The sequence below is a fragment of the Halogranum amylolyticum genome (assembly GCF_900110465.1).
Classification (GTDB): domain Archaea; phylum Halobacteriota; class Halobacteria; order Halobacteriales; family Haloferacaceae; genus Halogranum; species Halogranum amylolyticum.
The window spans coordinates 45,921-70,335 of record NZ_FODV01000006.1; the positions used below are offsets into that span (position 1 = coordinate 45,921).

Here is a 24,415-nt window from a genome sequence, read left to right on the forward strand (position 1 = left end):
ATATAAATCCGAAATTTAAGATGTAGAAGAACGTCCCGTCGTGGGCCGCGGGAAACAGATCGTGGAGAGAGGACAGCGGGAGACGGAAGTGGCGTCTACAGGTCGATACGGTCGCCGATCTCGGCGACTTCGAGCGACCGGGGGTGCTCGTAGCTCCGAGTGTGGTGGTGGAGCACCTTCGGGTCCGCAGTCATCCCCTTCCACATGTCCCAGTGGCTGGGGAGCAGACGGTCGAACTGGAGGTCGCTGGCGGCCTTCACGACCTCGTTCTCCGTCGAGTACCACTTCGTGCGGACCGGGTCGCGGCTCTCCTTGTCTGGGATGTTGCCGACGGCACCGAACGCGAGGATGCCGAGGTCGATGTCGTACTCCTCTGCCAGTTCGGGGAACTCCTCGTGGGGTTTCGTGTCGCCGCCGTGGAAGACGGTGCCCGATTCGTGTTCGAGGACGTAGCACACCGGATGCGTCGAGTCGGGGTCGTTGGAGAACTCGACGTGGACGGTGAACTCGCCGAGTTCGAGCGTGTCGCCCTCGGCGACCTCGTGGAACTGGTCGTCGCTCACGTCCCACTCGTCGGTCCACTCCTCGTCGTCGAACGCGACCGAGAGGCTGTCGTCGGGGGCGTAGAAGTCACAGCCCGTGTTCGCGAGGATGGGTGCCTGACTCGGTCCGTGAGTGTGGTCGGTGTGTTCGTGCGTCGCGAGGACGGCGTCGACCTCCTCGACGTCCTCCGGATCGAACGGGACGGGGATCATCCGGACGGTCCGCGGCGGGTCACCGAGGCCGACGTAGGGGTCGATGTAGAGGGTCGTCCCCTCGTTACCTTTGACGACGAAGCCGTTACAGCCGAGATACCAGACGGCGACGGTCTCGGGTTCTGCGTCCTCGACGGCGCGTGGGAGCCAATCGCCCCAGTCACTCACGGTCATGGACGGGACTGTGTGGGCCGGGAGGCTAAGCGTTGTGGACTCGGCGTCGCCTGCCGAAGTGGAAGTAATTGTTTTTCGCAGTTCTAGCCGGAAACTATTCCCGTTCTCGGAGTGTGTGTTGTTAGCATGACACCTCCAATATCGACCGAACGGACGCTGACGTACGCGGAGATGGTTCGTGCGATCCAGCAGTCGACGCCCTCGCCGAAAGGTCGACTGACGCCCGACTCCCGAGTGTACTGACAGCGCGCGTCGTGTCAGCGACGGTGACCGCCGGACTGACGTCCCTTCACGACTACGGACACACATGGTCGAGGTCGAAGACGAGATCGAAGCCCTCGGAGACGCGTTGCTGGCCGCCGACACCGCAGTCGCGTTCACGGGTGCGGGTGTGAGCACGGCGTCGGGGATCCCCTCGTTCCGCGGCGACGACGGCGTCTGGCGGACGCGGTTCGATCCCGATGACTTCCGAGTCGGCCGACTCGACGCCGACCCCGCCGGGTTCTGGCGCGACCGACTCGACCTCCACGAGGCGATGTTCGCCGCGGACCCCGAACCCAACGCCGCCCACGAGGCACTCGCGGAGTTGGAGCGACGGGACCTGCTCGACGCGGTCGTCACGCAGAACACCGACGGGTTGCACGCAGCCGCCGGCACCGAACGCCTACTCGAACTCCACGGCAACGCCCAGCGAGTCGTCTGTCGCGGCTGTGGCCGCCGGAGCGACGCCGCCGACGCTCGCCGACGTGTCCGCGAGGGCGAGTGTCCCCCTCGCTGCGTCGAGTGCGACGGCGTGCTCAAACCCGACGTCGTCCTGTTCGGCGAGATGCTCCCCGGCGAGACGCTCCAGGAAGCGAAGCGACTCGCTCGCGAGAGCGACGTCTTCCTCGCCGTCGGGTCGTCGCTGACGGTCGAGCCCGCGGCGTCGTTGCCCGGACTCGCCGCCGGCGACGGGACGCTCGCCCTCGTCAACTTCGAGGAGACGCCCTACAGCAGTCGAGCGGCGGTCGACCTCAGAGCGGACGTCACGGAGGTGCTCCCGCGGATCGTCGAACGAGTCGACGGGCAGTAGTGAGACTCGTCCACCGAAACCGTTGACTGCGTCGACCACGAGCGACGACCATGCGCGTCAGCGTCGTCGGCGGGAGTCGTATCGGGCCCGAAGAGGAGGCGACGGCCGAGGCGGTCGGGAAACTGCTCGCCCAACGCGGTCACAGCGTCGTCTGCGGCGGTCTCGGCGGCGTCATGGAGGCCGCCTGCCGCGGGGCGAAGGAGGCGTCGGGGACGACGGTCGGCGTCCTCCCCGGCGAGGACCCCGCCGCGGCCAACGAGTACGTCGACGTCGCCGTCGCGACGGGACTGAGTCACGCACGCAACGCGCTCGTCGTGATGAACGGCGACGCCGTCGTCGCCGTCGACGGCGGCGGCGGGACGCTCTCGGAGATCGGCTTCTCGTTCGTCTACCGGAGACCGATCGCCGGGCTGGGGACGCACGACGTCGAGGGCGTCGAAGCGTGTGAGACGCCCGAAGAAGCGGTGAACTACGTCGAGTCGACGGTCGAGTCGGCGAGCGAGTGAACCGGTCAGGGCCGCGTCGAGACGACCGGCGGCTGCGACCCGCTGGATCGACTCTCGTCGTCGCGCTTCCCCTCTCCCCGCTGTCTCCAGTATCGGCGAGCGACGGCGCCCATCCCGACCGTTCCGAGGAGGAGGTTGACGACGTCGCCGACGAACGGGACGAGACTCAGAAGCGAGGAAGCGACGACGCCGACGGCGAGTGCGACGAACAGCGTCGACTCCGTCACGGCGTCGGCGACGACCGCGCCGAGTGCGACGGTTCCGACGACGCCGCCGACGACGGCGACCAGGAGGTAGGCGAAGGCGCCCGGAATCGCCACGAGCAGGCCGACGACCGTGACCGCGAGGACGAACAGTGCGATCAGTCCACCGACACCGGCGAGCAGCCCCCAGAGGAACGTCTCGGCGGGGAACTCGCGGACGTCGGCGGCGGCGCTCTCGGTGTAGTCGGGCGCGACGGCGACGACGAGCAGTCCGACGACGCCGTTGACCGCCAGCGCGATGGTGAGGCGGAGCAACGGCGACAGTTGCGGGGCGGTCGTCGTCGACTGTGCGGCGGCGACGCCGGCCACGGAGAGGAGCGTCAGGAACGAGGCAAGCACTACCGACAGCCGTGTGGAGGGCATGACGTCCTCGACTCGCGAATGCGACGGTAAGTGCTTTCGGGTGGCTGACACCACGAAGTATTTGTCAGTTCGTCCGGAACGGTCGGGCGATGCAACGACGTGCCCTCCTCTCGACGGTCGGTGCGGCCGCGTTCGCCGGCTGTCTCGCCGACGACGCACCGAGTCCGACCGGCGACAGCGCCGAGCCGTCGACGCCGAACGCGACGGACGTGACGGACGCGACCACGCAGACTTCCGAGACCGAGACCGCGACGGCCACCCCGCCCGACGTCGGCGTCGTCCCCACCGAGGCAGCGGGTCCGCCGTGGGACGACGACGTGAAACGCGTCGTCGCGTGGCCCGACGTGACCGACGAGACGCCCGTCGCGTTGACCCCGGCGACACAGCGTGGGTCGCTGCCGACGGCGACGGTCGAGTTTACGCTGACGAACGACACCGACGTCCGGTTCGACACCAACTTCTACGCGTGGCGGGTGTGGAAGCGCGTCGACGGCGAGTGGTTCCACGTCGCCCCCCGCGCGTGGAACCAACCGCTGATGTCGCTCGCCCCCGACGAGTCGCACGCGTGGACGCTCACCGTCGACAACACGCGACTCGACGACGAGCCGCTCCCACGAGCGGGCGGCACCGAGGAGCTCTCGCTCGCCGGTCTCGGCGGTGGGACGTACGCCTTCACCGTCGACGGCTGGTTCGCCGGCGAGGGCTACCGCGACGGCGTCGGCTTCGTCGCCCGGTTCGACCTCGACGGCGACCCGGTCGAACTGACGCCGACAGACGAGGTGACGGCGACGACCCGCGACGGCGACGCGGTGGTCGTCGAGACCGACCGCGAGACGGGCGGAGAGTCGCGACTGGCCGCGTTCGTGGTCGAGCGAGTCGAAAGTAGCGTCAGCGAGTCGGCGGACGACGACGTTCGCAGACTCGTCACCGAGCAGGCGCTACGGGACCGGAAGCTCCGAAACACGCTGTCGTTCTTCGAGGCGGGAGTCGAGACCGTACGACTCCAGGAACAGAACTCCGTGTGGCCCGTCTTCGGCGTGAGAGAACCGCGGACGATAGCGTACGACGGGGTCCGGTATCGACTCAGTGCCGAGGAGTTGTGAGAGCGGGTGTCACGCACGAGCGCGGACTCAGTCTGCGGTACGGGGTCCAGGGTCCTCGGGTGGGGTGAACGGGTCTCCCTGCCAGGTGATGTCGAGTCGTCGCCGAGAGACGTAGCGGGCGAGCGTCGACGCGCTGAGCAGTCCACGGCACTCGCCGTCCTCGACAACCGGGAGCTGTCTCACCCCTGCCTCCCGCATCCGGTCGGCCGCCGCGAACACGGTCGTCTCGGGCGTCGTCGTGACCGGCGGACCGGACATGAACGCCGACACCGGGAGGTGGGTACTCTCCTCGGCGACGAGGGCGACGATGTCCGACCCGGTCACGATCCCCACTACCTCGTCCGTGGCGTCGACGACGACGAGCGCGTCCGTGTCGGGGTCTCGGAGTCGCTCGGCGGCCGAAGTCGCCGAGGCGGTCTGCGAGATCGTCGGTGGAGAAGCCGTCAGTAGGGTTTCGACTCGTGTCTCTATCATCGGCCCGTAGTTGACAACCACACGCTCGAACTTAGAATTGTTCCATGTATTCATTCATCTGCCCTAGGGTGCTAGTAGACCACACAGATCGAGCACTGCAACAGTCCACAGTGTTCAGTTCCGACTCGAAGTCGTTCGAGTGTACGGCAGAGAGAGAGACGGAGAGAGTGAGCGTCGTCGGTCCGAGCGGCGCTACCAGGTGCCGTGGAACGTGTCGAACTGGAGGTTCTCCAGCGGCTCCTCGCCGATGGCGATCTTGTACTCCTGGGGCGTCAGCATCGGCTTGTGGAATCGCGGCCCGTCGTCGGTCGTGATGCGCGGGCAGCCCGTGTTGACGAAGGCGTCCATGTCGAAGTTCCGGAGCCGATCCGGGGTGACCTCGTCCATCGTGATGAGGTAGGCGTTCTCGTTGTTCTCGACGATCTCCTCGGCGATCTCCCAGCGGCCCTGCCCGATCTTCGTACAGAAGATGACGCCCCACTTCTCGGCGTCCATCGCGCGGTGGACCGCACCGTAGCGCTGCTTCATGAACTTCTCCGTGTCGGCGACCTTCACGACGTTGTTGACGGGGTCGGCGATGACGACCTTCTTGTCGGGGTGTTCCATCGCGAGGCCGAGCGGGTGGAACTTCCCGCCGCCGACGTACATGATCTGGTCGGCGTCGATGTCGGCGGAGGCGTAGTTACAGCCGAGCACCTGCCCCTCGTAGGTGAGGCGGTCGTCGCCCTTGCGGGTGTGGACGTCGTAGCCGCGCTCTTCGAGCCAGTCGACCATGTCGCCGAAGAGGTTCATATGCTGGGCCGTCGTGACGAGACCGACGTTCGGGTCGTCGTCGGGGTCGGCAAACTCCTCCAAGGACTCCTCCATGATGGAGTAGGGGTCGACGTTGGAGAACAGCGGCACGTAGATGATCTTGTCCGACTCCTTCATCGGCGAGTGGCCGAAGTGGACGAAGACGTCCGTCCGCCGCATCAGGTAGGTGTCGAGGTCGCAGGCGCCGTAGCAGGGCTGTCCCGAGAGGAGGAAGGTGACGTCGTCGTCGCACAGTTCGCGGAGGTCGTCGGCGACGGCCGGGCCGCGGCGCTTCAGCCCCTCGGGGAACTGGAGGCCCACCTTCTTCGCGTCGCGTTCCTCCACCTCCTCGACGATGCGTTCGAGTTCGTAGTCCCACTCGCGGTCGTGTCGGAGTGACATTCCGGTGTTTCGGAGATCCCCTTCGGAGGAGGCGTCCTGACTCATTGAACTGGCCTAACCGGTCAGGAGGTTTAACCTCGGCGTTTCCGCGAGCGCGATCGCGTGCGGTTCACGGCGCCTCGAACTCGTCGAGCCAGCCGCTGACGACGCCGTCGAGCGCACCTGTCGTACTGCCGAGATTCAACAGTTGGTAGCCCGCTTTCGCCTTCTCGTTGACGTCGTCCATTCCGAAGCCGAGGCCGCCGACCGGGACGCCCGCGTCGGTCGCCTTCCGGCGGATCGTCTCGACCGCCTCCGCAACGTCCGGATGGTCGAGTTCGTTCGGGTGGCCGAGCGACACCGAGAGGTCGAGTGGCCCGATAAACACGAATCCGAGGCCAGGAACGTCGAGGATGGCGTCGAGTTCCTCGACTGCCGCCCGCGTCTCGACGGTGACGCCGACGAGCGCCTCCTCGTCCTCCCTGGTGACGTAGTCGTCGGCCAGCCCCCAGCGTCGCGCGCGCGGACTCGCCAACCCTCTGTCGCCCGGTTCGCCGTCGTACTCGAAGTACGCTGCGCGTATCGCTCGTCGGACCGCGTCGGCGGACTCGACTCGCGGGAGGAACAGCGACCGGACGCCGGCGTCGCGGAGCTTCCGGACGGCGCTCGGGTCGGCGCTCGGCAGGCGGACGAGCGGCTCGATTCCGGTCCGCTCCGCGGCGCGAAGCAGTGCCTCTATCGCGGGAGCGTCCCACGGACTCGGACCGGCGTGTTCGAGATCGAGCCAGACGAAGTCGAGTCCGAGTTCGCCGTAGAACTCGACGAGCGAGGGGTCGTAGGTGTTGTCGAGGACGCCCAGGAGGACGTCGCCGTCGGCGAGTCGACCGCGCAGTCCACTGGAGCCATCTGTCGGAGCCATAGCCACTAGTCGCGCGCCACGAGATTAACCGTTGACATACCACAGACTCGTCCGTACGTCCCTTCCGAGACACGCGCTACGGCCCGGTTACACCGACGTCACTCGGGTATTCAAACGACTGGAGTCAGTAGAGGCCGGTGATGAGTGCAGCTCTGCCGCTCTCGCACGTCCACGTCGAACCGGCCGAACCGACCGACGGTCCCGCACCGGCCGTCGTCGTGTTGCACGGACGCGGTGCCGACGAGGAGGATCTCCTCCCCGTCGCCCAGCAGCTCCCGGACGAACTACACGTGCTCAGCCTCCGCGCGCCGGACCGCCTGATGAACGGCTACACCTGGTACGAACTCGACACCTCGGCGGGCGGCCTCCACGAGAGTCAGCCGCACGCCGAGGAGTTCCGTCGGAGTCTCGACCTCGTCTCCGAGACCGTCGAGTCGGCCGTCGAAGCGTACGGCCTCGACGCCGACCGAATCGGCCTGCTGGGGTTCAGTCAGGGCTGTATCACCAGTCTCGGCCTCCTCTTGGAGGGACCGGACCGCTTCGACTGGATCGTCGGCCTCCACGGCTACCTCGCGGAGTCGCACGCCGAGTTCGACCCCGACGGCATCGAGGGGAAACCGGTCTTCCTCGGGGCGGGCGCGGCCGACCAGATCATCCCGGCCGACCGCGTCGAACGCGCCGCCGACCGCCTGCGGGAACTCGGTGCCGACGTCCGCTTCGACGTCTATCAGGCCCCACACGGTGTCGGCCGGCAGGAGCTCGAAGACCTCGTCGCGTTCGTCGAGGAGCAGGTCTGAGGCAGATCCTGGTCGGGTCGCTCGGTCGCTGCTCCGACCTTACGTGAGGGCTGTGAACGCGACCCACATTCGGCAACCCTAAACGAGTCGAGTTCCAAGCCCGGCTATGAGCGTCGAGACCACCTCGCTGGAGTCGCTGGGACGTGAACTCGGGAACGCCATCGCGGAGTCGCCCGAGTACGAGCGGTTCGAGGAGGCCCGACAGGCCGTCGAGGACGACGACGAGGCCCAAGCACAGATCCAAGAGTTCGAACAGCTCCGACAGGAGTTCATGATGGCCCGCCAGACCGGACAGGCGAGTCAAGAGGACGTCAAGGAGGTCCAGCGCGCACAGGAGCAGCTCCACCGCCTCCCGGTGATGGCGGACTACCTCGAGGCACAGTCGGAACTGCAGGACCGACTCGAAGCGGTCAACGAGGCGATCTCCGAACCGCTCGCCGTCGACTTCGGCGGCGAGGCCGGCGGCTGTTGTCAGGACTGAGACACCGTCACCCCGCCCCGTAGGGCCGGGACGTTTTCTACGGTGCCACGAGTACCGCGGCCATGGTCAGCGTCCTCCTCCCGACCGTCGAGTGGGGTCCAGTCTGCGAGCAACTGACGGCCCAACTCGACGGCGACGACGAGTTGCTCGTCGTCTGCGACACCGAGTCGGACCCCGTCGCCGACTCCGACCCGCCCGACGGGGTCCGCGTCCTCGTCGCGGGCGAACCGGAGGGCTGTTCCGGGAAGGCGAACGCGCTCGCCTACGGGATGGAGCGGGCGACCTGCGACCGGTTTCTCTGGACCGACGACGACTTCGACCACGGCGAGGGCTGGCTCCAGCAGGTGAAGCGCCTCGCGGGCGAACACGGCGTCGTCACCGGCGTCCCCGTCTTCGTCGGCGAGGGGTGGTGGCGACTCGCCGAACCGCTCGTCGCCGTCTCCGGGTCGCTCGGGTTGTACCTCGGCGGGCAGGTGTGGGGTGGCTGCGTCACCTTCACTCGCGACGACGTCGACGTCGAGCGACTCGTCGCGGACCTCCGACGGACGGTCAGCGACGACGGGCTACTCTCCGCCCGACTCGACGACGTCACCGCGGTGCGAGCGTTGACCGAGCAGATCCGCGTCGACGGCGACGTCGACGCCGTCCGTCAGCGACTGGTCCGGTTCACGCAGACGGTGCGGTTCGAGGAGACGTCGAGTACAGCGGCGTTGGTCGGCAGTTTCCTCCTACTCGCCCTCGCGACGCTCCTGTGGCCGCTGCCGGTGGGAGCCGCGACGACGGCGCTTACCGCCGGGACGTACTCGTTCTTCGGCGTCCGTCGTTCGACGTTCCTCCTCACCGCTCCCGGGCTCCTCCTCGCGCCGCTCGCCGTCGGCTACGGCCTCCTCGTCCCCGAGTTCGAGTGGGGCGGCCGTCGGTATCGGTGGCGCGACGTCTACGACGTTACCGTCTTGGAGTGAGCGTCGTCCGGACGACGGGTTGAGCGTCGAACGGGGACCGATGGCCGCCGAAAGCGTCGAACGAGCGCCGTGCGAGCGTTCATATCCCAGGAGGCGGCCACCGCCTCTATGCTCGCAATCGCGGGTGGGAAAGGCGGTAGCGGGAAGACGACCACCACGCTCGGCCTCGCGAGAGCGTTCGACGGGCGGACGCTCGTCGTCGACGCCGACGGCGACATGCCGAACCTCCACGCGCTGGCCGCAGTCGACCGGAGGCCGACGCTCGCCGCCGTCGACGGCGAGCGCCGTCCGGAGCGCGTCGCACAGGGCCACCCCGAGGACCCGGACGTCTCCGTGTTGCCCGCTCCCGTCGGGCGTCCGGACGACACGGCCGACACGGAAGGGGGAGACGCCGACCTGCAGCGACTGCTCCGCCGACTCCGCTCGTTCGACGAGGAGTCCGGACACCGAACGCTCGTCGACTGTCCGGCCGGTGCCGGGCCGGACGCGGTCGCTCCGCTCCGCGTCGTCGATAGGGTGCTCGTCGTCTCGCCGTTGTGTGCGGCCGCGCTCCGCGACGCGGCCAAGACGGCCGCCATGGCCCGAACGCTCGGCACGCCTGTCGTCGGCGCGGTGCTCACCCGGACGCGACTTCGGCCACCGGGCGTCGGCGACCTGCTCGACTGTCCGGTGGTGGGGTCCGTCCCCGAGGTTCGCCCGCCCGTGCTCGAACGTGACGCCGTACGAACGGCGTACGGGCGACTCGCGACGACGCTGGGGGAGGAAACGTAATATGCGTGGAGGGGGAAAGTGAACGCATGTCTCGCCGCCTTCCGACCGGAATCACGGTGCTCGACCGGCGCCTCGGCGGCGGCATCCCCGCAGGTAGCATCGTCCTCCTCGAAGCGCCGCCCGCCAGCCAGTCGGAGCTGTTCCTCTACGAGTTCACCGCGACGCGGGGGACGCTGTATCTGTCGACCGTCCGCTCGGAAGCGGCCGTGGCCGACGCCTTCGACCGCGTGAACACCCGCGTCGGCAACCCGACCATCCGCGACATCGGCAGCGACGCACCGCTGGACCACGCCAACCGACTCGTCGGCGCGCTCCCGGAGGAGGCGAACCTCATCGTCGACGTCGTCGACGTGCTCGAGCAGTCGGACTCGGCACGGTACCGAAGTTTCCTGAACGAACTCCAGACGCAGATCGTCAACACCGGCGGTATCGCCGTCCTCCACGCGATGAAGGGCCGTTCGATTCCGGCCAACCGCGACGTGACGGAACATATGGCTGACGTCGTCTTCGACCTCCAGACCGACGTGAAAGGCCAGGAGATCGTCAACCGACTCGCGGTGCCGAAGTTCCGCGGCAGCGCGGCGATGGACGAGACGATCAAACTGAAACTGGCCGAACAGGTGGCCGTCGACACCAGCCGCGACATCGCCTGAGCGGAGTCGCCGCGGCGGAGCGAGAGAATCGAACGCGTACGAGGAAAGACCGAGCGATCAGCGGGGACGATGCCGACAGGGGTATCGAAGGAGAATTCTTTTTAAAACGTTGTGGTTAAAAATATCTACAACTCGTTAAAACACACAAGACGTTTCTCTGATCCGAACAGTCGTCGACGTCGAGAGTCGGCGGCGTCTCCGGAGTCGAGAGCGGGTTCAGAGCACGACATAGCCGAGCACGCCCAGCGTCGTGGCGACGACGAGCAGAACCCACGTCCTGACCGCGGCCAGCGGCCCGCTCTCGGCGTTCTTTCCGACGAACAGGTAGACGAAGTAGAACCAAAGCGGGGCGAGACGGACGAGGTAACTGGGAGACTCGCCGAGCACGAACCGGAGTACGAGTGCGAGTGCGACCGTACAGCCGGCAGCGACGGCGGCGACCACCAGGTCGTCCGGTACCGGGAGCTGTGTGTCCTCCGAGGTGTCCATAGGAGAGACTGGTGGTGAGGCGCTAAAGAAAACGGTGGTTGGGAGTCGGTGCCGAGTCGCGAGGGTGTCGCGTTACTCCTCGGTCTCGTCGGAGGCTTCGAGTTCGTCGACGATCTCGTCGGCGTCGACGTCGACGTCTTCGAGGGCGTCCTCGATGTCCGCTTCGCCGCCGGCACCGCCGGCGCCGCCCATCATACCGCCCATGCCGCCCATCATGCCGCCGGAGCCGTCGATGGTCTCCTGGACGATGACGCGGTCGATGCCGAGTCGCTGCATCATGTCCTGAGCGATCTGCTGCTTCGAGAACATCCACTGCTGGTTCATCGTCATCTGCGGCGTCGCCTCGATGTACAGCGTCTCCTTCTCGACGGTTTCGACCGTCGTCTCGGGTTCGGCGTCCTCGTCTGCGTCTTCGTCAGGTTCGACGACGGTCTCCTCTTCGACCTCGTCGGTCTCGATCCAGACCTCCGGCGACTGCTGGAGGTACATGCCGAGCAGCCCCTGGGCCTGCTCCTCGCGGTCGTCGACGATCTCGACGATCTCGTAGTCGTACTCGAGATCCTCACCCGCGAGCGGGTGGTTGAAGTCGACGCGTGCACGACCGCCGATGATGGTCTCCAGTCGGCCCTGATCGCCGTCGATCTGGACCTGCGCACCGGGGTAGCGGTCGTCCTCCGGGATCTTGTCGGCGGCGACAGTCTTCACGTCGTCGGGGTCGAACGCGCCGAACGCCTCGTCGGCGGGGATGTCGACCGTCCCGGTGTCGCCAGCGTCCTTACCCTGTAGGTCGTCGTCGACGCTCTGGAAGACGTGACCGGCGCCCACGACGATGACGCGGGGGGCGAACTCGTAGTCGTCGTCGTCGATGCCTGCCTCCTCGGCGACGTCCTGTTTCGTCGTGTCGACGACCGTCTCGTCTTCTTTCGTACGGACCGTGTAGTCCAGCTTGACGAAGTCGCCGTCCTGGATACCCGCTTCTGTCTCTTCGACCTCTTCCTCGACGTCATCGGCGGCGTCCGCCGTCTCCGCCTGCTGTTCGTCACTCATGGTTCGAATGTCTCCCGTGCTACCCTTAAGAATCACGTTTCGGGCCTCAGAGGTCGGACGGCCCGATAGTCGCCCCATTGGCGGGCGTACGTGTACGTCCCGGAGAACGTGATCGCGTCGAGTCGGCGTTCGGCGAGCGGAGCCTCGGGGTCGTCGCGACCGACGAGAGAGAACGGAGAGACCAGTCTTTTGCCGGGGTGGTCCCTCGGAGCAACCATGTACGAGGTCGAACTGAAGGTCGAGGCGACACACGACGCCGTCCGGGAGCGGTTGTCGACGCTCGCTGCGGACCACCTCGGCAGCGTCGAACAGGTGGACACCTACTACGACGCCCCCCACCGGGACTTCGCCGAGACCGACGAGGCGCTCCGACTGCGACGGGAGACCGACCGCGAGACCGGGGAGACGACGACGAAAGTCACCTACAAGGGGCCGCTGGTCGAGTCGGCGTCGAAGACGCGCGAGGAGTTCGAAACCGCCGTCGACGACGACGAGTCGATGGCCGGCGTCCTCGACGGACTCGGGTTCGACCCCGCCGCAGTCGTCGAGAAGGACCGCGAGTTCTACGCCGTCGACGGCTACACGGTCACGCTCGACGCCGTCGCCGACCTCGGCGAGTTCGTCGAGGTCGAACGCGAGACCGAGAAGTCGGAGATCGAGGACGTCCGCGAGGGGGCGGTCACCCTCCTCCGCGAACTCGGGCTCGACCCCGACGAACAGATCCGGACGTCGTATCTCGGGCTGCTGTTGGAAAATTCCTGTGAGTAATTACTCCACTGTCGGAGGTTTCCGCAAGTTATAGCATCTCCCCCGGCCAAGCCCGTCTAATGACCGAGCGGAACATCCAGGTTGCGGAACTCGACCGCCGCGCCGTCGAAGACCAAGAGGTCGAGATCGTCGAACGAAAGGGGATCGGCCATCCCGACTCCATCTGCGACGGGATCGCCGAGAGCGTCTCGCAGGCGCTCGCGCAGGCGTATCTCGACCGCGTCGGAAAGGTCCTCCACTACAACACCGACGAGACTCAACTGGCCGCCGGGACGGCCGCCCCGCGCTTCGCCAACGCCGAACAGCCCGAGGGCGAGAAGGGTGGCGAGGTCGTCGAACCGATCTACATCCTCGTCGTCGGCCGGGCGACGAAGCAGTACCAGGGGACGCACATCCCCGTCGACTCGATCGCCCTGAAGGCCGCCCGCGACTACCTCCGCAAGAACTTCCCCGCGCTCGACCTCGAGACCGACGTCATCGTCGACGTCAAACTCGGCGAGGGGAGCGGCGACCTCCAGACGGTGTTCGGCGAGGAGGGCACGCAGATCCCGATGGCCAACGACACGAGTTTCGGCGTCGGCCACGCGCCGCTGACCGAGACCGAGACGATCGTCCACACCGCCGAGCGCGAACTCAACACGACGTTCCACGAGAAACACCCCGAGCTCGGACAGGACGTGAAGATCATGGGCAAGCGCGAGGGCGACCAGATCGACATCACGGTCGCCGCCGCGCTGGTCGACCAGCACGTCGAGACCATCACCGACTACACCGAGACGGTCGAGGCCGTCCGAGAGTTCGTCACCGAACTGGCACGGGAGTTCACCGACCGCGAGGTCCACGTCGACGTGAACACCGCCGACGACGTCGAGGAAGGGTCGATCTACCTCACCCACACGGGGACGAGCGCGGAGCAGGGCGACGACGGCTCCGTCGGCCGCGGCAACCGCGCCAACGGGCTCATCACGCCGAACCGGCCGATGAGCATGGAGGCGACGTCCGGGAAGAACCCCGTCAACCACATCGGGAAGATCTACAACATCCTCTCGACGGACATCGCCGAGACCGTCGTCGCCGAGGTTGACGGCATCCGCGACCTCCAGATCCGCCTACTGAGCCAGATCGGCCGCCCCATCGACGAACCGCACGTCGCCGACGCGCAGGTCGTCACCGAAGAGGGCGTCGCCGTCTCCGACATCGAGGCCGACGTCCGCGCTGTCGTCGACGAGAAACTCGCGAACGTCACCGACGTCACCCGGCAGGTCATCGAGGGCGACATCTCCACCTTCTAAATAGCTTCGAGCGACTCTGTCCGGATATGGAAGGCGGTCCGGGCGCCGTTCTCGTCCGTTACGGCGAGATCGGCACCAAGAGTTCGAAGGTCCGAACCGACATGGAGCGGTTGCTCCGAGAGAACCTCGAGGCGACGCTCGCGGCCCGCGACGTCGTGGCGACCGTGGACCGCGAGTGGTCCCGCATCTTCGTCCGCACCGACGACCCCGAGGCGGCGACCGACGCTGCCTGCGACACGTTCGGCGTCGTCTCCGCGAGTCCCGCCCGGAGCGTCGACCCCACGATGGACGCCATCCGCGAGGCGCTCGGCGCGGCCGCAAGCGATCACCCGGCGGGGGCGACGTTCGGCGTCGACGCCACGCGTACCGGCGACCGCGACGCTCACCCGTTCAGCAGCCCCGACCTCGAAGTCGAGGGTGGCAGTACCGTCGAGGCCGAGACGGGTGCGACCGTCGACCTCGACGACCCCGACCGGACCTACTACGTGGAGTGTCGGGAGCAGGAAGCGTTCGTCTTCACCGAGAAGCGGTCCGGTCCCGGCGGCCTCCCGCTCGGGACGCAGGGGACGGCCGTCGTGCTGCTGAGCGGCGGGCTGGACTCGCCCGTCGCCGCGTGGGAGCTGATGAAACGCGGCTGTACGGTCGTCCCGGTCTACGTCGATCTCGGCCCCTATGGCGGCGTCGACCACCAGGCGCGGGCGCTGTCGACGGTCGGCGAACTCGCCCGCTACGTCCCCGACGGCGACCTCGCGCTCCGTATCGTCCCCGCCGGCGAGATCGTCGAGACGTTGATGGCGGAGGTCGGCGCGACCCGGATGCTCTCGCTTCGGCGCGTGATGCTCCGTATCGCCGAGGCGGTCGCCCGCGACGTCGGCGCCCACTCGGTCGTCACCGGCGAGTCGCTCGGACAGAAGTCGAGTCAGACGGGGGGCAACCTCGCCGCCACCGACGCCGCCGTCTCGATACCCGTCCACCGACCGCTGCTCACGCGGGACAAGACCGACATCGTCGAACAGGCGCGAGCCATCGGGACGTTCGACGACTCGACCGTCTCGGTCGGCTGTGAACAGGTCGCTCCCTCGCACCCCGAGACCAACGCGACGGCCGAGGCGGTCGAGGCGGCCGAACCGGACGGGCTGTTCGACCGTGTCGGGGCCGCAGTCGACCGGGCTGAACTCGTCTCCCCGGACGAGTGAGACGAGCTATTCACATCAGCTGCCCGAAAGCTATTTCTACTATCGTGGTAAGCGTTAACATATCTATGTCGAAATCGAGCCGCGGTTCGCCCGCAGTGTCGCTCGGTCCCGGATGGACGGTTCAGCAGGTCGTCGAACGGTCGTTCAACAGCGGCGGCACCGATACGTGCACGCAGTGTGGCGCGTCGGTCGATCTCGGAGAACGCCACTACCGGGTCGACGTCGCACGAGACGTGGAGTTGACGGGTCGTCGACTCCGCTCGGAACACGAACAGCTCGTCTTCTGTAGGGCGGACTGCGCCGACGCGTGGCTGGGGCGGTAGCGTCGGGCCGAGTCGAGACGGACGGAACGCAACCCCTTTTACCGGACGTGCCGACAGTTCGGCCGTGACGCGGGTCTGTCTCGTCGGCGCCGCCGACGTCGATCTCGGCTACGAGTTGCTCTCCCGAGAGACCGCCCGGGCAGCCCTCTCGACCTACCAGTTGGAGGAACCGTTCGAGAACGCGCTCGCACTCGACACCGTCAGCGTCGGCGCCGCGGTGTCGCTCCTGAACGACCTCAACTGGTATCTCGTCCGCTACGTCGACGCCGCACTCGTCCGGGAGCCGAGCATCAGTCCCGACGAGTGGCTCTCGCGGGAGCTCGCGACGGCGATCCGCGAGAGCGCGGTCGACCCCGCCGACACGGGCGATCTACTGAAGGTGTACGGCGTCGACGACGGCGAACTGGTCGAACCGATGTTCCTCACGCGCGTCGACGGCGAGATGCCGGAGTACGACCTCCGCGACGTCGACGACACCGTCGTCGTCCGCGTGACCGAAGCCGAGTTCGGCGGCTGACTTTTTCTCACTGGCGAGCGTCGACCCAACATGAGTCGACACGGCTCTCATCGTGATCTCTCCGGTGCGACGACGCGCCGCGTGTTCGTCGGCGACCACGACGTGTTCTACCACGTCGCCGGCGACGGCCCGCCGGTCGTGTTGCTCCACGGCGGCGGCTGGGACGCAGCGGCGCTCTCGTGGCGCGAGACGGTTCCCGCACTCGCGGAGACACACACCGTCTACGCGCCGGATTTGCCGGGATACGGTGGCAGCGACCCCCTCGGCGAGACGCCGACAACCAGTTCGTACGGCGCGTTCGTCGTCGACTTTCTCGACGCGATCGGCGTCGACGCCGCGGCGCTGGTCGGCCTCTCGCTCGGCGGCAGTGTCGCCCTCGACGTCGCGCTCTCACGTCCCGAGCGCGTCTCGCGACTCGTCCTCGTGGACAGTTACGGGCTCGGCGGGACGGTCCCGGGCGGGTCGCTCGGAGCGTTGTTCGTCCGAATTCCTCGGATGGCGGAGGCGATAGAGGGGCTGCTCGCCCGTCACCGGCGACTGACGGCGCTTGGCGTCCGCGGTATCGTCCACCCGGTGAACCTGACACCGGAGCTCGTCGACGACGTGTGGGCCGTCGCCCGCGACCACGACGGCCGCGCGTGGCGGGCGTTCCAGCGCAACGAGGTCGGTTTCGGCGGGCTGCGGACGAACTACGTGGATCGACTGCCGGACCTCTCGGTGCCGACGTTGCTGGTCCACGGAGAACAGGACGCACTCGTTCCGGCCGACTGGACCGTTCGCGCCGGGACGCTGATTCCCGACGCCGAGGTCCGGATCCTCCCCCAGTGTGGGCACTGGCCGCCGCGGGAGCGACCGGACCGGTTCACGGAACTCGTGGGGGGCTTTCTCGCCTCGGCCGCTCAGTCGAACAGCCCGGTCGACATGTAGCGTTCGCCGGAGTCCCAGTAGACGGTGACGACGAGCGGTTCCCCGTCGTCTCCCCTCCGTTCCGCGCCGACCCCGGCGTCGACGAGACGCTCGGCGACCTGCTTGGCCGCGAGGTTCGACGCGCCGCTGGACTGACCGACGAGGATGCCCTCCTCGCGGGCGAGGCGGCGACACTCCTCCTCGGCCTCGTCGAGCGAGACGGTGATCACGTCGTCCAAGAGGTCGCGGTCGAGGTTCGGGCTGACGAACCCCGGCCCCATCCCCTGGAAGCTGTCGCCCTCGGGTTCTCGGCCGGAGAGCACCGCGCTGTCGTCGGGTTCGACGGCGACGATCTCCATCTCGGGGAACTCTTCGCGGAGGCGACGACCGATGCCCGAGATCGTCCCCCCGGTACCGACGCCGGCGACGAGCGCATCAACGGTGCGGTCGCCGACCTGCTCGACGATCTCTTCGCCCGTCGTCCGGTAGTGCGCCTCGGGGTTGGCGGGGTTCTCGAACTGCCGGAGTTGGACCGCGTCCTCCTCCGATTCGATCTCGTCGGCGCGGTCTTTCGCGTCGGAGATGTCGCCGTCGACGAGCACCAGGTCGGCGCCGTACGCTTTCATTATCTGTCGCCGCTCGGGCGACTTCGAGGCGGGCATGACGATCTTCACGTCGTACCCCTTCGCCGCGCCGACGACGGCGATGCCGATGCCCGTGTTGCCGCTCGTCGGTTCGACGATGGTGTCGCCCAGGTCGAGCGTCCCGTCGCGCTCGGCGGCCTCGATCATCCGCAGCGCCGGGCGGTCCTTCGCGGAGCCACCGGGGTTCTTCGACTCGATCTTGGCTGCGACCGTCGTCCCCTCGGGTGCGTCCACCTGCACCAGCGGCGATCCGATGGTGTCGAGGATGCTCTCGTCCATTACCGGCGGCTACACCGTCGACACTGAAAGCGATAGCGACCTCCGACACGTTTGCGGGGTCGTCACGGGGAACGGCCGGGTCGACCGTGACGAACGTCGCCGCCAGCGGTTCGCTTAACTTCGGGGACCCCAAAGGGGCGAGCAATGAAACTCGAGACGATGGAGCCGAACTCGTCGTGGGACCCCGTCGCGTACGAAGGCGCCGTCGCGACGCTCGGCGAGGAGGAGTACGTGTTCAAAGTCTGGGGTGGCGACTGGTGTACGGACTGCCAGTCGCAACTGCCGGAGTTCGCCGCCGCCCTCGAGGCCGCCGGCGTCCCCGACACGAACGTCGAACACTACCCCGTCGAGAAGGAAGACGACGGGTCGAAGACGGGCCCCGGCGTCGAGGAGTACGGCGTCGAGCTCATCCCGACCGTCGTCGTCGAGTCCGACGGCGAGGAGGTCGCACGGTTCGTCGAGGAGGAAGACGTGCCGATTGCGGTCTATCTCGCAGAGCAGTTAGAGTAGCTCACACCGTCCCACGGACGGTTCGAAGCTCGTTTTTTGCCACCGTCTCACTCTTCGGTCAACCGTTCGGTCTGCGGGGAGATCGACCCCGTCTGCCGGTAGAGACCGCCGAGAAGCGTCGCCCCCGCGACGAGCGGGACGACCGCACAGGCGGCGTAGAGCGCCGCGAAGCCGAGCGTGTCGACGAGCGGAAGCGTCACCATCGGACCGAGTCCACCGCCGAGGTCTCCGAGAACGTTGTTCGTCCCCATCGCCCGACCCATCCGTTCGTCCGGCGTGAGGTCGGCCAGTAGCGCCATCAGCGGACCGCTCGTGCCGCCCTGTCCGGCCCCGATGAACAGACAGGCGACGACGAGCAGCGTCAGCGAGTCGGCCGTCGCCAACACGAGGAAGCCGACGAACGAGACGCCGAGGAAGACGAACAGCGTCGGGACGCGAGCGCCGGTGACGTCGCTCACCCGTCCGCCGACCAGCATGAACCCGGACGCCGAGAGCACGGTCAGCGCCATCAGGAGCCCAGACATCCCCTGCGGGCCGTACCCCCAGATCGCGAAGTCGTTGGCCTCGACGAACAACACGAGCGTCGCGAACAGCGCGCCGAGGTACGCGAAGAACAGCCCGGCGTTGACGAACCCGACGGTCAGCGTCGGGAGGGAGGTGTCGAGCTCCCACGGGCCGACGGCCGTGCGACTGTCGGAGACGTGCGTCTCCGGCACCATCAAGTAGGCGACGAGACTCGCCACGAGCGCGAACCCGGCGGCGACGACGAACGCCGTCGAGATGCTGTAGAGGTCGCTGACGACGCCGCCCAACACGAGTCCGGCCGGGAACCCGAGCGTGATACCCCCGCGGACGACGCCCATGCTCGTCCCGCGAGACCCTCGGTCGCTCACGTCGGCGGCGATGGTGTAGGCCGTCGCGAACACCAGCGCGCTCCCGACGCCCCAGATCACGCGCGCGGCGAGGAACCACGCCTCCGGGAGCGACGACCCCAGCGCGACGACGTAGCCGAGTGTCGCGACGGCTTCGACGAACAGTCCAGCGATCAGCGGCGTGCGGGTGCCGACGCGGTCGACGAGCGACCCGGCGGGCGCGTTGGCGACGATGCGGGTGAACCGGTTGGCGCTCAGGATGATGCCGACGAGGAACGGCGAGATGCCGAGGACGGTTCCGAGGTTCGGGAGGATCGGGAAGACGACGCCACCGCCGAAACCGACGAAGAACGTGCTGACGACGACGGCGAGGACGGTCGAACGGTCGCTGCTCATCGAGCGAGTCGCGATCAGTTCTTCGTCGCCCAGTCGAGCGCCTGCCGGATGTCGGTCTGCGGCGGCGAGCAGGTGAACGACTCGCAGGCGTACACGGTCGGCTCGTCGTTCTTGCTGTCGCGACCGGCCCAGATGGGCGGAAGCTCGTCGAGTCCGAGCGTGTCGAGCCACGCGTCGAGCGCCTCGTCGGACGGCGGTCGCTGTGAGACGACCGCGCCAGGGAGATACCGGCCGGCGAGCACCTCCCACCAGTCGTCGGGGAGGTCGTCGACGGCGAGCGTCAGTTCGAGGCCGCCGCGGGCGAACTTCTCGGCGGCGAGCGCGAGCGAGACGTGTTCGAGGGGGCTCCCGCGGATGCGGTCGGCGTGCGTCTTGAGCACCTGTTCGGCGACGTCGCCGAAGTCGGCGTCCGAATCGAAGTGGTCGAGGTCGAGCAGCAGGTCGGTGGCGACGCCGAGACTCGACGGCGTCGAGGAGTCGTGCAGCTCCTGCGGGCGGGTGACGAGCTGTTCGCCGCTCTCGGGGGTGAAGTAGAGCGTACCGCGCTCCTCGTCCCAGAACTCCTCTTCGATGACGCGTGCGAGGTCGAGTGCGAACGCCAGGTGGTCGACGTCGCCAGTCGCCTGATAGAGGTCGAACGCCCCGCGAGCGAGGAAGGCGTAGTCTTCGAGGTAGCCGTCCCCCTTCACGTCACCGTCCTTGAACCGTCGGTGGAGGCGCTGGGCGTCGGCGTCCCAGAGCCGCTCGCGGACGAACGAGAGGGCGCGCTCGGCCGGACCGGCGAGTGCGGGGTCGAGGACGCGCGCACCCATGGCGAACGTCGAGATCATCAGCCCGTTCCAGCCGGCGAGTACCTTCTCGTCTCGCAGGGGTCGCGGGCGTTCCTCGCGGGCGTCGAACAGCGTCACCCGGGCGTTCATCAGCCGTTCGTGTATCTCCGAGCGGTCGAGGTCGTACTCCTCGGCGAGTTCGCCGATCGGCGTCGAGACGTTGAGGACGGTCGTCCCGCGCTCGAAGTTGCCGCGCTTCGTGATTCCGTAGCGGTCACAGACCAGGTCGGCGTCCACCTCGTCGAGCACCTCCTGCACCTGCTCGGGCGTCCAGACGTAGAACGCGCCTTCCTCTCGCTCGTGGTCGGCGGCGTCCGTACCGTTCGTGTCGTTCGTGTCGTCCACGTCGTCGGCGCCCGGGTCGTCGTCGAACGTCTCGCTCTGGGCGTCGAGCGTGCTGAAGAAGCCGCCGTCGGGGTGGGTGAGTTCGCGCTCGACGAAGGCGAACGTCTCCTGGGCGATCCAGGCGTAGCGCGGTTCGCCCGTCACCTGATAGCCCGCGAGGTAGCTCTTGGGCAACTCGGCGTTGTCGTAGAGCATCTTCTCGAAGTGCGGGACGGTCCACTTGCGGTCGACGGCGTACCGGTGGAAGCCGCCGCCGACGTGGTCGTAGATGCCACCGTTGGCCATCGCGTCGAGCGTCTCGGTCGCGACGTTCAGCGCCTCGCCACGGCCGCTCCGGTCGTAGGTTCGAAGCAGGAGGTCGATGCGACCCGGGTGGGGGAACTTCGGTCCGTCGCCGCCGAAGCCACCGAACTCGCGATCCGCGCCGCGAATCGCCGCCTGCGCAGCGGTTCCGAGCACGTCGACGTCTGGCGTCTCGTCGGCCGGCGTCGGCGTGTCCTCCAACTGGTCGGTCAGCGCCGTCGTCCACTGGTCGGCGCGGTTCTCCATCTCCGCGCGGTCCTCCTCGTCCTGCCAGGAGTCGGCGATGTTCCGCAACAGGTCGAGAAAGCCCGGCGCACCCTGCCGCGCCTCCGGCGGGAAGTAGGTGCCGACGTAGAACGGCTTCCCCTCGGGCGTCAGCCACACCGAGAGCGGCCACCCGCCGCGGCCGGAGACGAGTTGACAGATGGTCTGATAGACCCGGTCGAGGTCGGGGCGCTCTTCTCTGTCGACCTTGATCGGGACGAACTCCTCGTTCAGCACCTCGGCGACCGTCTCGTCCTCGAAACTCTCGTCGGCCATCACGTGACACCAGTGGCACGCCGAGTAGCCGATAGAGAGGAAGATGGGGACGTCGCGTTCCTCGGCCTCGTCGAGCGCGGTCTCGTCCCACGGCTGCCAGTTGACGGGGTTGTCCGCGTGCTGACGGAGATACGGGCTTTGCTCGTCGTCGAGTCGGTTACGGCCCGTAGGGTTGGTCATACCGTCCCTACGCCCGCCGGGTTGTAAAGCCTGTAGGCACGGGAGCGCGGTCGACGACCGACCCGCGGGAATACGCTCGTTCGTGCATACTCTCGTCTGCACCAAGGGCAACCTTTACACCGATGTGCGCACCCACCTCCGAGTATGACGGAGACCGTACTCCTCGTCGGCGGCGGTGGACGCGAGCACGCCATCGCCCGCGCACTCGCCGACGACTGTGACCTCTACGCCTGCGCCAGCAACCGCAACCCCGGCATCGCCTCGCTCGCGACCGGGTTCGAGTCTATCGACGAGACGGCGAGCGACGACATCGTCGCCTACGCCGAGGACGTAGGGGCGACGCTCGCCGTCGTCGGTCCCGAGTCCGCGCTCGCGGCGGGCGTCGCCGACGCCCTCGACGACGCCGGCGTCTACACCTTCGGCCCGCAGGCCGAGCAGGCGCGCATCGAGACGGACAAGGCGTTCCAGCGGCGGTTCATGCGCGACAACGACGTGCCGGGAAATCCGGACTTCGAGACGTTCGACGACACCGAGGACGCCTGCGACTACATCGACGACTACGACGGCGACCTCGCGGTGAAGCCCGCCGGTCTCACGGGCGGGAAGGGCGTGAAGGTCATCGGCGACCAGGTCGACGAGGAGGGTGCGAAGGAGTACCTCCGCGAGGAGCAGTACGACCGTGTCGTTCTCGAAGAGCGTCTCGTCGGCGAGGAGTTCACCGTACAAGCGTTCGTCGCCAACGGCGACCTCGTGACGACGCCCGCCGTCCAGGACCACAAGCGCGCCTACGAAGGCGACGAGGGACCGAACACCGGCGGGATGGGGAGTTACAGCGACACCACCTTCGAACTCCCGTTCATGACTGAGGAGGACTACGCCGACGCCGTCTCCGTGCTGGAGGCCGTCGTCGACGCGCTCGACGGCTACAAGGGCATCCTCTACGGCCAGTTCATGCTCACGAGCGAGGGGCCGAAGGTGATCGAGTTCAACGCCCGCTTCGGCGACCCCGAGGCGATGAACACCCTCCCCGTGCTCGAGACGCCGTTCCTCGACGTGCTCGCCGCCGCCCGCGACGGCGCACCGATCCCGGACCTGGAGTTCGCCGAGCAGGCCACCGTCTGTAAGTACGCCGTCCCCGAGGGCTATCCGACCGACCCCGACGCCGGCACGAGGATCGAGGTCGACGAGGAGACTGCGGGCGGGGCGCTGCTGTTCTACGCCAGCGTCGACGAACGCGAAGACGGGCTCTACACGACGACGTCCCGGTCGTTCGCCGTCGTCGGTGTCGCCGACAGCATCAGCGAGGCGGAAGCGCAGGCCGAGAACGCGCTCGGATCGGCAGGCGAGGGGTTCCACATCCGTCACGACATCGGAAAGGCGGAACTGGTCCAACAGCGTATCGACCACATGAACGAACTCCGAGAGTGAAGTTTCAACGGACGCACCGCTGTGGGAGCGGGTCATCGACCCCACGACGGAGAGAGTAGGAAGTCGACCACAGTCGACGTCAACGAACCGTTTACCGCGGTCGTGAGGGAAGTTACCGAACCACAACGTTCGAAACGGTGAGCGACGATCGGTGTCTCTCTTGGTCTCGTCGCCCGAACCCTAGGGTCGGTGATCAACGATGTCCATCGTACAGGCGCTTAGACGGATGTTCGTCCGACGGTCGGGTGAGGAGTACACGTACAGATGTCTGGTCTGTCACTCGACGTTCGCCTCGTCTCACCCACCGACGGGGACGGTCGGCTGTCCCCACTGTGGTGGGGACGAGGTGCAGGCGATGGCCACGTAGTCACGGGTCGAGAGCGACTCAAGACTGCCGGTCCTCGAAGTCGGGGGCGGGAGTCGCCGCTCTGGCCGGCCGACAGCGTCACGACAGGAGTCGGTATTTCACGCCGAGAGTGATGGCGACGAAGAGTCCCGTGACGATGGTCGCGAGCGACCCGGCGACGAGCGCGGGGGCGACGCCGAGGGCGACCGTCGCGAGGAGAGCGGTGCTCACGAGGGTCGCACCGCCGTAGTACCAGACCGGCGTCGAGAGGTCGTCTCTTCTCTCGGGAGTCGAGTCGTCGGTCGCCGACTCGACCGTCAGATACCGTTCGACCCGTCCGGCGAGCGGCGTCGGCTCGACCCGCCCCCGACTCTGGTCGTACTCGACGATCCCCGCTTCGTCGAGCTTCGGGAGGTGGCCCTGGTAGAGCGCGATGTAGACGCGCTGTCGTTCGTCCGACGTCAACTGTGCGACGGACTTGCCGTTCTCCCAGGCGGCCACCTGCTCTGCGATATCTCGCATCTCGAACACCGATTCGTCGGCGTTGTCGTGTATGTACCGCAACACGCCGCGCCGACGTCCGTTCTGGAGGAGGTGAAACAGTTCGTCCCGTTCCAACGAACGGTCCATCGACGTCTCTAGGTTCTCTGCTACTGGAGAGGACGGTGTGCTCATCGGTCCGTACGTGCCGTGTCGGCGACAGCCGATAAAGCGGTAGGTCGGTTGTCGTGCGTTTCA

General features: G+C 67.4%; 29 protein-coding genes. 17 read left to right on the top strand and 12 right to left on the bottom strand.

What is annotated here, in order from left to right; all coding sequences use genetic code 11:
* Positions 1-95: 95 nt before the first annotated feature.
* Positions 96-929, bottom strand: a complete 834-nt coding sequence (locus tag BSG17_RS13145; RefSeq protein ID WP_089824814.1) for an MBL fold metallo-hydrolase — start codon at positions 927-929, stop codon at positions 96-98.
* A 307-nt stretch (positions 930-1,236) separates the two neighbouring features.
* Here BSG17_RS13145 and BSG17_RS13150 point away from each other — a divergent pair, with 307 nt between their 5' ends.
* Entirely contained in the window at positions 1,237-2,001 is a 765-nt protein-coding gene (locus BSG17_RS13150; RefSeq protein WP_089824816.1) for an NAD-dependent protein deacylase, read from the top strand.
* Positions 2,002-2,051: 50 nt separating this feature from the next.
* The gene (locus tag BSG17_RS13155) at positions 2,052-2,507 is read left to right on the top strand and encodes a TIGR00725 family protein (RefSeq protein ID WP_089824818.1); all 456 of its coding nucleotides are present in this window, start codon (positions 2,052-2,054) and stop codon (positions 2,505-2,507) included.
* A gap of 5 nt (positions 2,508-2,512) precedes the next feature.
* On the opposite strand, the gene BSG17_RS27500 is transcribed toward BSG17_RS13155, so the two are convergent.
* Positions 2,513-3,133, bottom strand: a complete 621-nt coding sequence (locus BSG17_RS27500) for a DUF8173 domain-containing protein (protein ID WP_211609135.1) — start codon at positions 3,131-3,133, stop codon at positions 2,513-2,515.
* 89 nt (positions 3,134-3,222) lie between these two features.
* Between BSG17_RS27500 and BSG17_RS13165 the strand changes: the two genes are divergently transcribed.
* Positions 3,223-4,236, top strand: coding sequence for a hypothetical protein (locus BSG17_RS13165; protein WP_089824820.1), 1,014 nt, complete (start codon positions 3,223-3,225; stop codon positions 4,234-4,236).
* Between the two features lie 27 nt (positions 4,237-4,263).
* Here the strand turns inward: BSG17_RS13165 and BSG17_RS13170 are convergent, their stop codons facing one another.
* The 3 genes from BSG17_RS13170 to BSG17_RS13180 form a co-directional block, all read right to left on the bottom strand.
* Positions 4,264-4,710: a CBS domain-containing protein gene (locus BSG17_RS13170; protein ID WP_089824822.1), complete on the bottom strand. Its 447-nt coding sequence runs from the start codon at positions 4,708-4,710 to the stop codon at positions 4,264-4,266.
* A 192-nt stretch (positions 4,711-4,902) separates the two neighbouring features.
* Entirely contained in the window at positions 4,903-5,949 is a 1,047-nt protein-coding gene (gene dph2 / locus BSG17_RS13175) for a diphthamide biosynthesis enzyme Dph2 (protein ID WP_089824824.1), read from the bottom strand.
* A 64-nt stretch (positions 5,950-6,013) separates the two neighbouring features.
* Positions 6,014-6,802 carry an HpcH/HpaI aldolase family protein gene (locus BSG17_RS13180; RefSeq protein WP_089824826.1) on the bottom strand — a complete coding sequence of 263 codons (789 nt, stop codon included), beginning with the start codon at positions 6,800-6,802 and terminating at the stop codon, positions 6,014-6,016.
* Between the two features lie 140 nt (positions 6,803-6,942).
* On the opposite strand from BSG17_RS13180, the gene BSG17_RS13185 reads away from it, so the two are divergent.
* The 5 genes from BSG17_RS13185 to BSG17_RS13205 all read left to right on the top strand — a co-directional run bounded on the left by BSG17_RS13185 (position 6,943) and on the right by BSG17_RS13205 (position 10,466).
* Positions 6,943-7,599, top strand: coding sequence for an alpha/beta hydrolase (locus tag BSG17_RS13185; protein WP_089824829.1), 657 nt, complete (start codon positions 6,943-6,945; stop codon positions 7,597-7,599).
* 106 nt (positions 7,600-7,705) lie between these two features.
* Complete coding sequence (locus tag BSG17_RS13190; protein ID WP_089824831.1) at positions 7,706-8,080, top strand: YlbF/YmcA family competence regulator; 375 nt, start codon at positions 7,706-7,708, stop codon at positions 8,078-8,080.
* Between the two features lie 62 nt (positions 8,081-8,142).
* Positions 8,143-9,042, top strand: coding sequence for a glycosyltransferase (locus BSG17_RS13195; protein ID WP_089824833.1), 900 nt, complete (start codon positions 8,143-8,145; stop codon positions 9,040-9,042).
* A gap of 108 nt (positions 9,043-9,150) precedes the next feature.
* Complete coding sequence (locus BSG17_RS13200) at positions 9,151-9,813, top strand: MinD/ParA family ATP-binding protein (protein WP_089824835.1); 663 nt, start codon at positions 9,151-9,153, stop codon at positions 9,811-9,813.
* A 26-nt stretch (positions 9,814-9,839) separates the two neighbouring features.
* Positions 9,840-10,466 (top strand): RAD55 family ATPase, encoded by a 627-nt coding sequence (locus BSG17_RS13205; protein WP_089824836.1) that lies wholly within the window; start codon positions 9,840-9,842, stop codon positions 10,464-10,466.
* Between the two features lie 216 nt (positions 10,467-10,682).
* On the opposite strand, the gene BSG17_RS13210 is transcribed toward BSG17_RS13205, so the two are convergent.
* From BSG17_RS13210 to BSG17_RS13220, 3 genes are all read right to left on the bottom strand, one after another.
* Positions 10,683-10,955, bottom strand: coding sequence for a DUF8049 family protein (locus tag BSG17_RS13210; protein WP_089824839.1), 273 nt, complete (start codon positions 10,953-10,955; stop codon positions 10,683-10,685).
* 72 nt (positions 10,956-11,027) lie between these two features.
* A complete protein-coding gene (locus BSG17_RS13215; RefSeq protein WP_089824841.1) occupies positions 11,028-12,002 on the bottom strand; it encodes an FKBP-type peptidyl-prolyl cis-trans isomerase in 975 nt (324 codons plus the stop codon).
* Between the two features lie 32 nt (positions 12,003-12,034).
* Positions 12,035-12,220 (bottom strand): hypothetical protein, encoded by a 186-nt coding sequence (locus tag BSG17_RS13220; RefSeq protein ID WP_089824843.1) that lies wholly within the window; start codon positions 12,218-12,220, stop codon positions 12,035-12,037.
* On the opposite strand from BSG17_RS13220, the gene cyaB reads away from it, so the two are divergent.
* The 6 genes from cyaB to BSG17_RS13250 all read left to right on the top strand — a co-directional run bounded on the left by cyaB (position 12,219) and on the right by BSG17_RS13250 (position 17,025).
* Positions 12,219-12,770 (top strand): class IV adenylate cyclase, encoded by a 552-nt coding sequence (cyaB, locus tag BSG17_RS13225; RefSeq protein WP_089824845.1) that lies wholly within the window; start codon positions 12,219-12,221, stop codon positions 12,768-12,770. The two genes, BSG17_RS13220 and cyaB, sit on opposite strands and share 2 nt — an antisense overlap.
* A 59-nt stretch (positions 12,771-12,829) precedes the next feature.
* On the top strand, positions 12,830-14,062 hold the full coding sequence (locus BSG17_RS13230) for a methionine adenosyltransferase (RefSeq protein ID WP_089824847.1): 1,233 nt from the start codon (positions 12,830-12,832) through the stop codon (positions 14,060-14,062).
* Positions 14,063-14,088: 26 nt separating this feature from the next.
* On the top strand, positions 14,089-15,258 hold the full coding sequence (locus BSG17_RS13235) for a tRNA sulfurtransferase (RefSeq protein WP_089824849.1): 1,170 nt from the start codon (positions 14,089-14,091) through the stop codon (positions 15,256-15,258).
* Between the two features lie 65 nt (positions 15,259-15,323).
* A complete protein-coding gene (locus BSG17_RS13240; RefSeq protein WP_089824852.1) occupies positions 15,324-15,581 on the top strand; it encodes a hypothetical protein in 258 nt (85 codons plus the stop codon).
* Between the two features lie 64 nt (positions 15,582-15,645).
* Complete coding sequence (locus tag BSG17_RS13245) at positions 15,646-16,098, top strand: DUF5804 family protein (RefSeq protein ID WP_089824854.1); 453 nt, start codon at positions 15,646-15,648, stop codon at positions 16,096-16,098.
* Between the two features lie 30 nt (positions 16,099-16,128).
* Positions 16,129-17,025, top strand: a complete 897-nt coding sequence (locus BSG17_RS13250) for an alpha/beta fold hydrolase (RefSeq protein ID WP_089824856.1) — start codon at positions 16,129-16,131, stop codon at positions 17,023-17,025.
* Here the strand turns inward: BSG17_RS13250 and BSG17_RS13255 are convergent.
* The gene (locus BSG17_RS13255) at positions 16,998-17,927 is read right to left on the bottom strand and encodes a PLP-dependent cysteine synthase family protein (protein ID WP_089824858.1); all 930 of its coding nucleotides are present in this window, start codon (positions 17,925-17,927) and stop codon (positions 16,998-17,000) included. The genes BSG17_RS13250 and BSG17_RS13255 overlap by 28 nt on opposite strands.
* A 144-nt stretch (positions 17,928-18,071) precedes the next feature.
* On the opposite strand from BSG17_RS13255, the gene BSG17_RS13260 reads away from it, so the two are divergent.
* On the top strand, positions 18,072-18,437 hold the full coding sequence (locus BSG17_RS13260) for a thioredoxin family protein (RefSeq protein WP_089824860.1): 366 nt from the start codon (positions 18,072-18,074) through the stop codon (positions 18,435-18,437).
* A 47-nt stretch (positions 18,438-18,484) separates the two neighbouring features.
* Here the strand turns inward: BSG17_RS13260 and BSG17_RS13265 are convergent, their stop codons facing one another.
* Positions 18,485-19,705 (bottom strand): MFS transporter, encoded by a 1,221-nt coding sequence (locus BSG17_RS13265; protein ID WP_089824862.1) that lies wholly within the window; start codon positions 19,703-19,705, stop codon positions 18,485-18,487.
* Between the two features lie 14 nt (positions 19,706-19,719).
* Positions 19,720-21,903, bottom strand: a complete 2,184-nt coding sequence (locus tag BSG17_RS13270; protein WP_089824864.1) for a thioredoxin domain-containing protein — start codon at positions 21,901-21,903, stop codon at positions 19,720-19,722.
* A 144-nt stretch (positions 21,904-22,047) separates the two neighbouring features.
* Here BSG17_RS13270 and purD point away from each other — a divergent pair, with 144 nt between their 5' ends.
* Together purD and BSG17_RS27045 are read left to right on the top strand one after the other, a co-directional pair.
* Entirely contained in the window at positions 22,048-23,331 is a 1,284-nt protein-coding gene (purD, locus tag BSG17_RS13275; protein WP_089824866.1) for a phosphoribosylamine--glycine ligase, read from the top strand.
* A gap of 199 nt (positions 23,332-23,530) precedes the next feature.
* Positions 23,531-23,698 (top strand): hypothetical protein, encoded by a 168-nt coding sequence (locus tag BSG17_RS27045; protein ID WP_170864802.1) that lies wholly within the window; start codon positions 23,531-23,533, stop codon positions 23,696-23,698.
* Positions 23,699-23,776: 78 nt separating this feature from the next.
* Here the strand turns inward: BSG17_RS27045 and BSG17_RS13280 are convergent, their stop codons facing one another.
* On the bottom strand, positions 23,777-24,352 hold the full coding sequence (locus BSG17_RS13280; RefSeq protein WP_089824868.1) for a DUF7344 domain-containing protein: 576 nt from the start codon (positions 24,350-24,352) through the stop codon (positions 23,777-23,779).
* Positions 24,353-24,415: the final 63 nt, after the last annotated feature.

Excerpts from the sequence above, each read along its gene's own strand:
- BSG17_RS13145 (WP_089824814.1), bottom strand. The coding sequence starts at position 929 with ATGACCGTGAGTGACTGGGGCGATTGGCTCCCACGCGCCGTCGAGGAC.
- BSG17_RS13150 (WP_089824816.1), top strand. The coding sequence starts at position 1,237 with ATGGTCGAGGTCGAAGACGAGATCGAAGCCCTCGGAGACGCGTTGCTG.
- BSG17_RS13155 (WP_089824818.1), top strand. The coding sequence starts at position 2,052 with ATGCGCGTCAGCGTCGTCGGCGGGAGTCGTATCGGGCCCGAAGAGGAG.
- BSG17_RS27500 (WP_211609135.1), bottom strand. The coding sequence starts at position 3,133 with ATGCCCTCCACACGGCTGTCGGTAGTGCTTGCCTCGTTCCTGACGCTC.
- BSG17_RS13165 (WP_089824820.1), top strand. The coding sequence starts at position 3,223 with ATGCAACGACGTGCCCTCCTCTCGACGGTCGGTGCGGCCGCGTTCGCC.
- BSG17_RS13170 (WP_089824822.1), bottom strand. The coding sequence starts at position 4,710 with ATGATAGAGACACGAGTCGAAACCCTACTGACGGCTTCTCCACCGACG.
- dph2 (WP_089824824.1), bottom strand. The coding sequence starts at position 5,949 with ATGAGTCAGGACGCCTCCTCCGAAGGGGATCTCCGAAACACCGGAATG.
- BSG17_RS13180 (WP_089824826.1), bottom strand. The coding sequence starts at position 6,802 with ATGGCTCCGACAGATGGCTCCAGTGGACTGCGCGGTCGACTCGCCGAC.
- BSG17_RS13185 (WP_089824829.1), top strand. The coding sequence starts at position 6,943 with ATGAGTGCAGCTCTGCCGCTCTCGCACGTCCACGTCGAACCGGCCGAA.
- BSG17_RS13190 (WP_089824831.1), top strand. The coding sequence starts at position 7,706 with ATGAGCGTCGAGACCACCTCGCTGGAGTCGCTGGGACGTGAACTCGGG.
- BSG17_RS13195 (WP_089824833.1), top strand. The coding sequence starts at position 8,143 with ATGGTCAGCGTCCTCCTCCCGACCGTCGAGTGGGGTCCAGTCTGCGAG.
- BSG17_RS13200 (WP_089824835.1), top strand. The coding sequence starts at position 9,151 with ATGCTCGCAATCGCGGGTGGGAAAGGCGGTAGCGGGAAGACGACCACC.
- BSG17_RS13205 (WP_089824836.1), top strand. The coding sequence starts at position 9,840 with ATGTCTCGCCGCCTTCCGACCGGAATCACGGTGCTCGACCGGCGCCTC.
- BSG17_RS13210 (WP_089824839.1), bottom strand. The coding sequence starts at position 10,955 with ATGGACACCTCGGAGGACACACAGCTCCCGGTACCGGACGACCTGGTG.
- BSG17_RS13215 (WP_089824841.1), bottom strand. The coding sequence starts at position 12,002 with ATGAGTGACGAACAGCAGGCGGAGACGGCGGACGCCGCCGATGACGTC.
- cyaB (WP_089824845.1), top strand. The coding sequence starts at position 12,219 with ATGTACGAGGTCGAACTGAAGGTCGAGGCGACACACGACGCCGTCCGG.
- BSG17_RS13220 (WP_089824843.1), bottom strand. The coding sequence starts at position 12,220 with ATGGTTGCTCCGAGGGACCACCCCGGCAAAAGACTGGTCTCTCCGTTC.
- BSG17_RS13230 (WP_089824847.1), top strand. The coding sequence starts at position 12,830 with ATGACCGAGCGGAACATCCAGGTTGCGGAACTCGACCGCCGCGCCGTC.
- BSG17_RS13235 (WP_089824849.1), top strand. The coding sequence starts at position 14,089 with ATGGAAGGCGGTCCGGGCGCCGTTCTCGTCCGTTACGGCGAGATCGGC.
- BSG17_RS13240 (WP_089824852.1), top strand. The coding sequence starts at position 15,324 with ATGTCGAAATCGAGCCGCGGTTCGCCCGCAGTGTCGCTCGGTCCCGGA.
- BSG17_RS13250 (WP_089824856.1), top strand. The coding sequence starts at position 16,129 with ATGAGTCGACACGGCTCTCATCGTGATCTCTCCGGTGCGACGACGCGC.
- BSG17_RS13255 (WP_089824858.1), bottom strand. The coding sequence starts at position 17,927 with ATGGACGAGAGCATCCTCGACACCATCGGATCGCCGCTGGTGCAGGTG.
- BSG17_RS13260 (WP_089824860.1), top strand. The coding sequence starts at position 18,072 with ATGAAACTCGAGACGATGGAGCCGAACTCGTCGTGGGACCCCGTCGCG.
- BSG17_RS13265 (WP_089824862.1), bottom strand. The coding sequence starts at position 19,705 with ATGAGCAGCGACCGTTCGACCGTCCTCGCCGTCGTCGTCAGCACGTTC.
- BSG17_RS13270 (WP_089824864.1), bottom strand. The coding sequence starts at position 21,903 with ATGACCAACCCTACGGGCCGTAACCGACTCGACGACGAGCAAAGCCCG.
- purD (WP_089824866.1), top strand. The coding sequence starts at position 22,048 with ATGACGGAGACCGTACTCCTCGTCGGCGGCGGTGGACGCGAGCACGCC.
- BSG17_RS27045 (WP_170864802.1), top strand. The coding sequence starts at position 23,531 with ATGTCCATCGTACAGGCGCTTAGACGGATGTTCGTCCGACGGTCGGGT.
- BSG17_RS13280 (WP_089824868.1), bottom strand. The coding sequence starts at position 24,352 with ATGAGCACACCGTCCTCTCCAGTAGCAGAGAACCTAGAGACGTCGATG.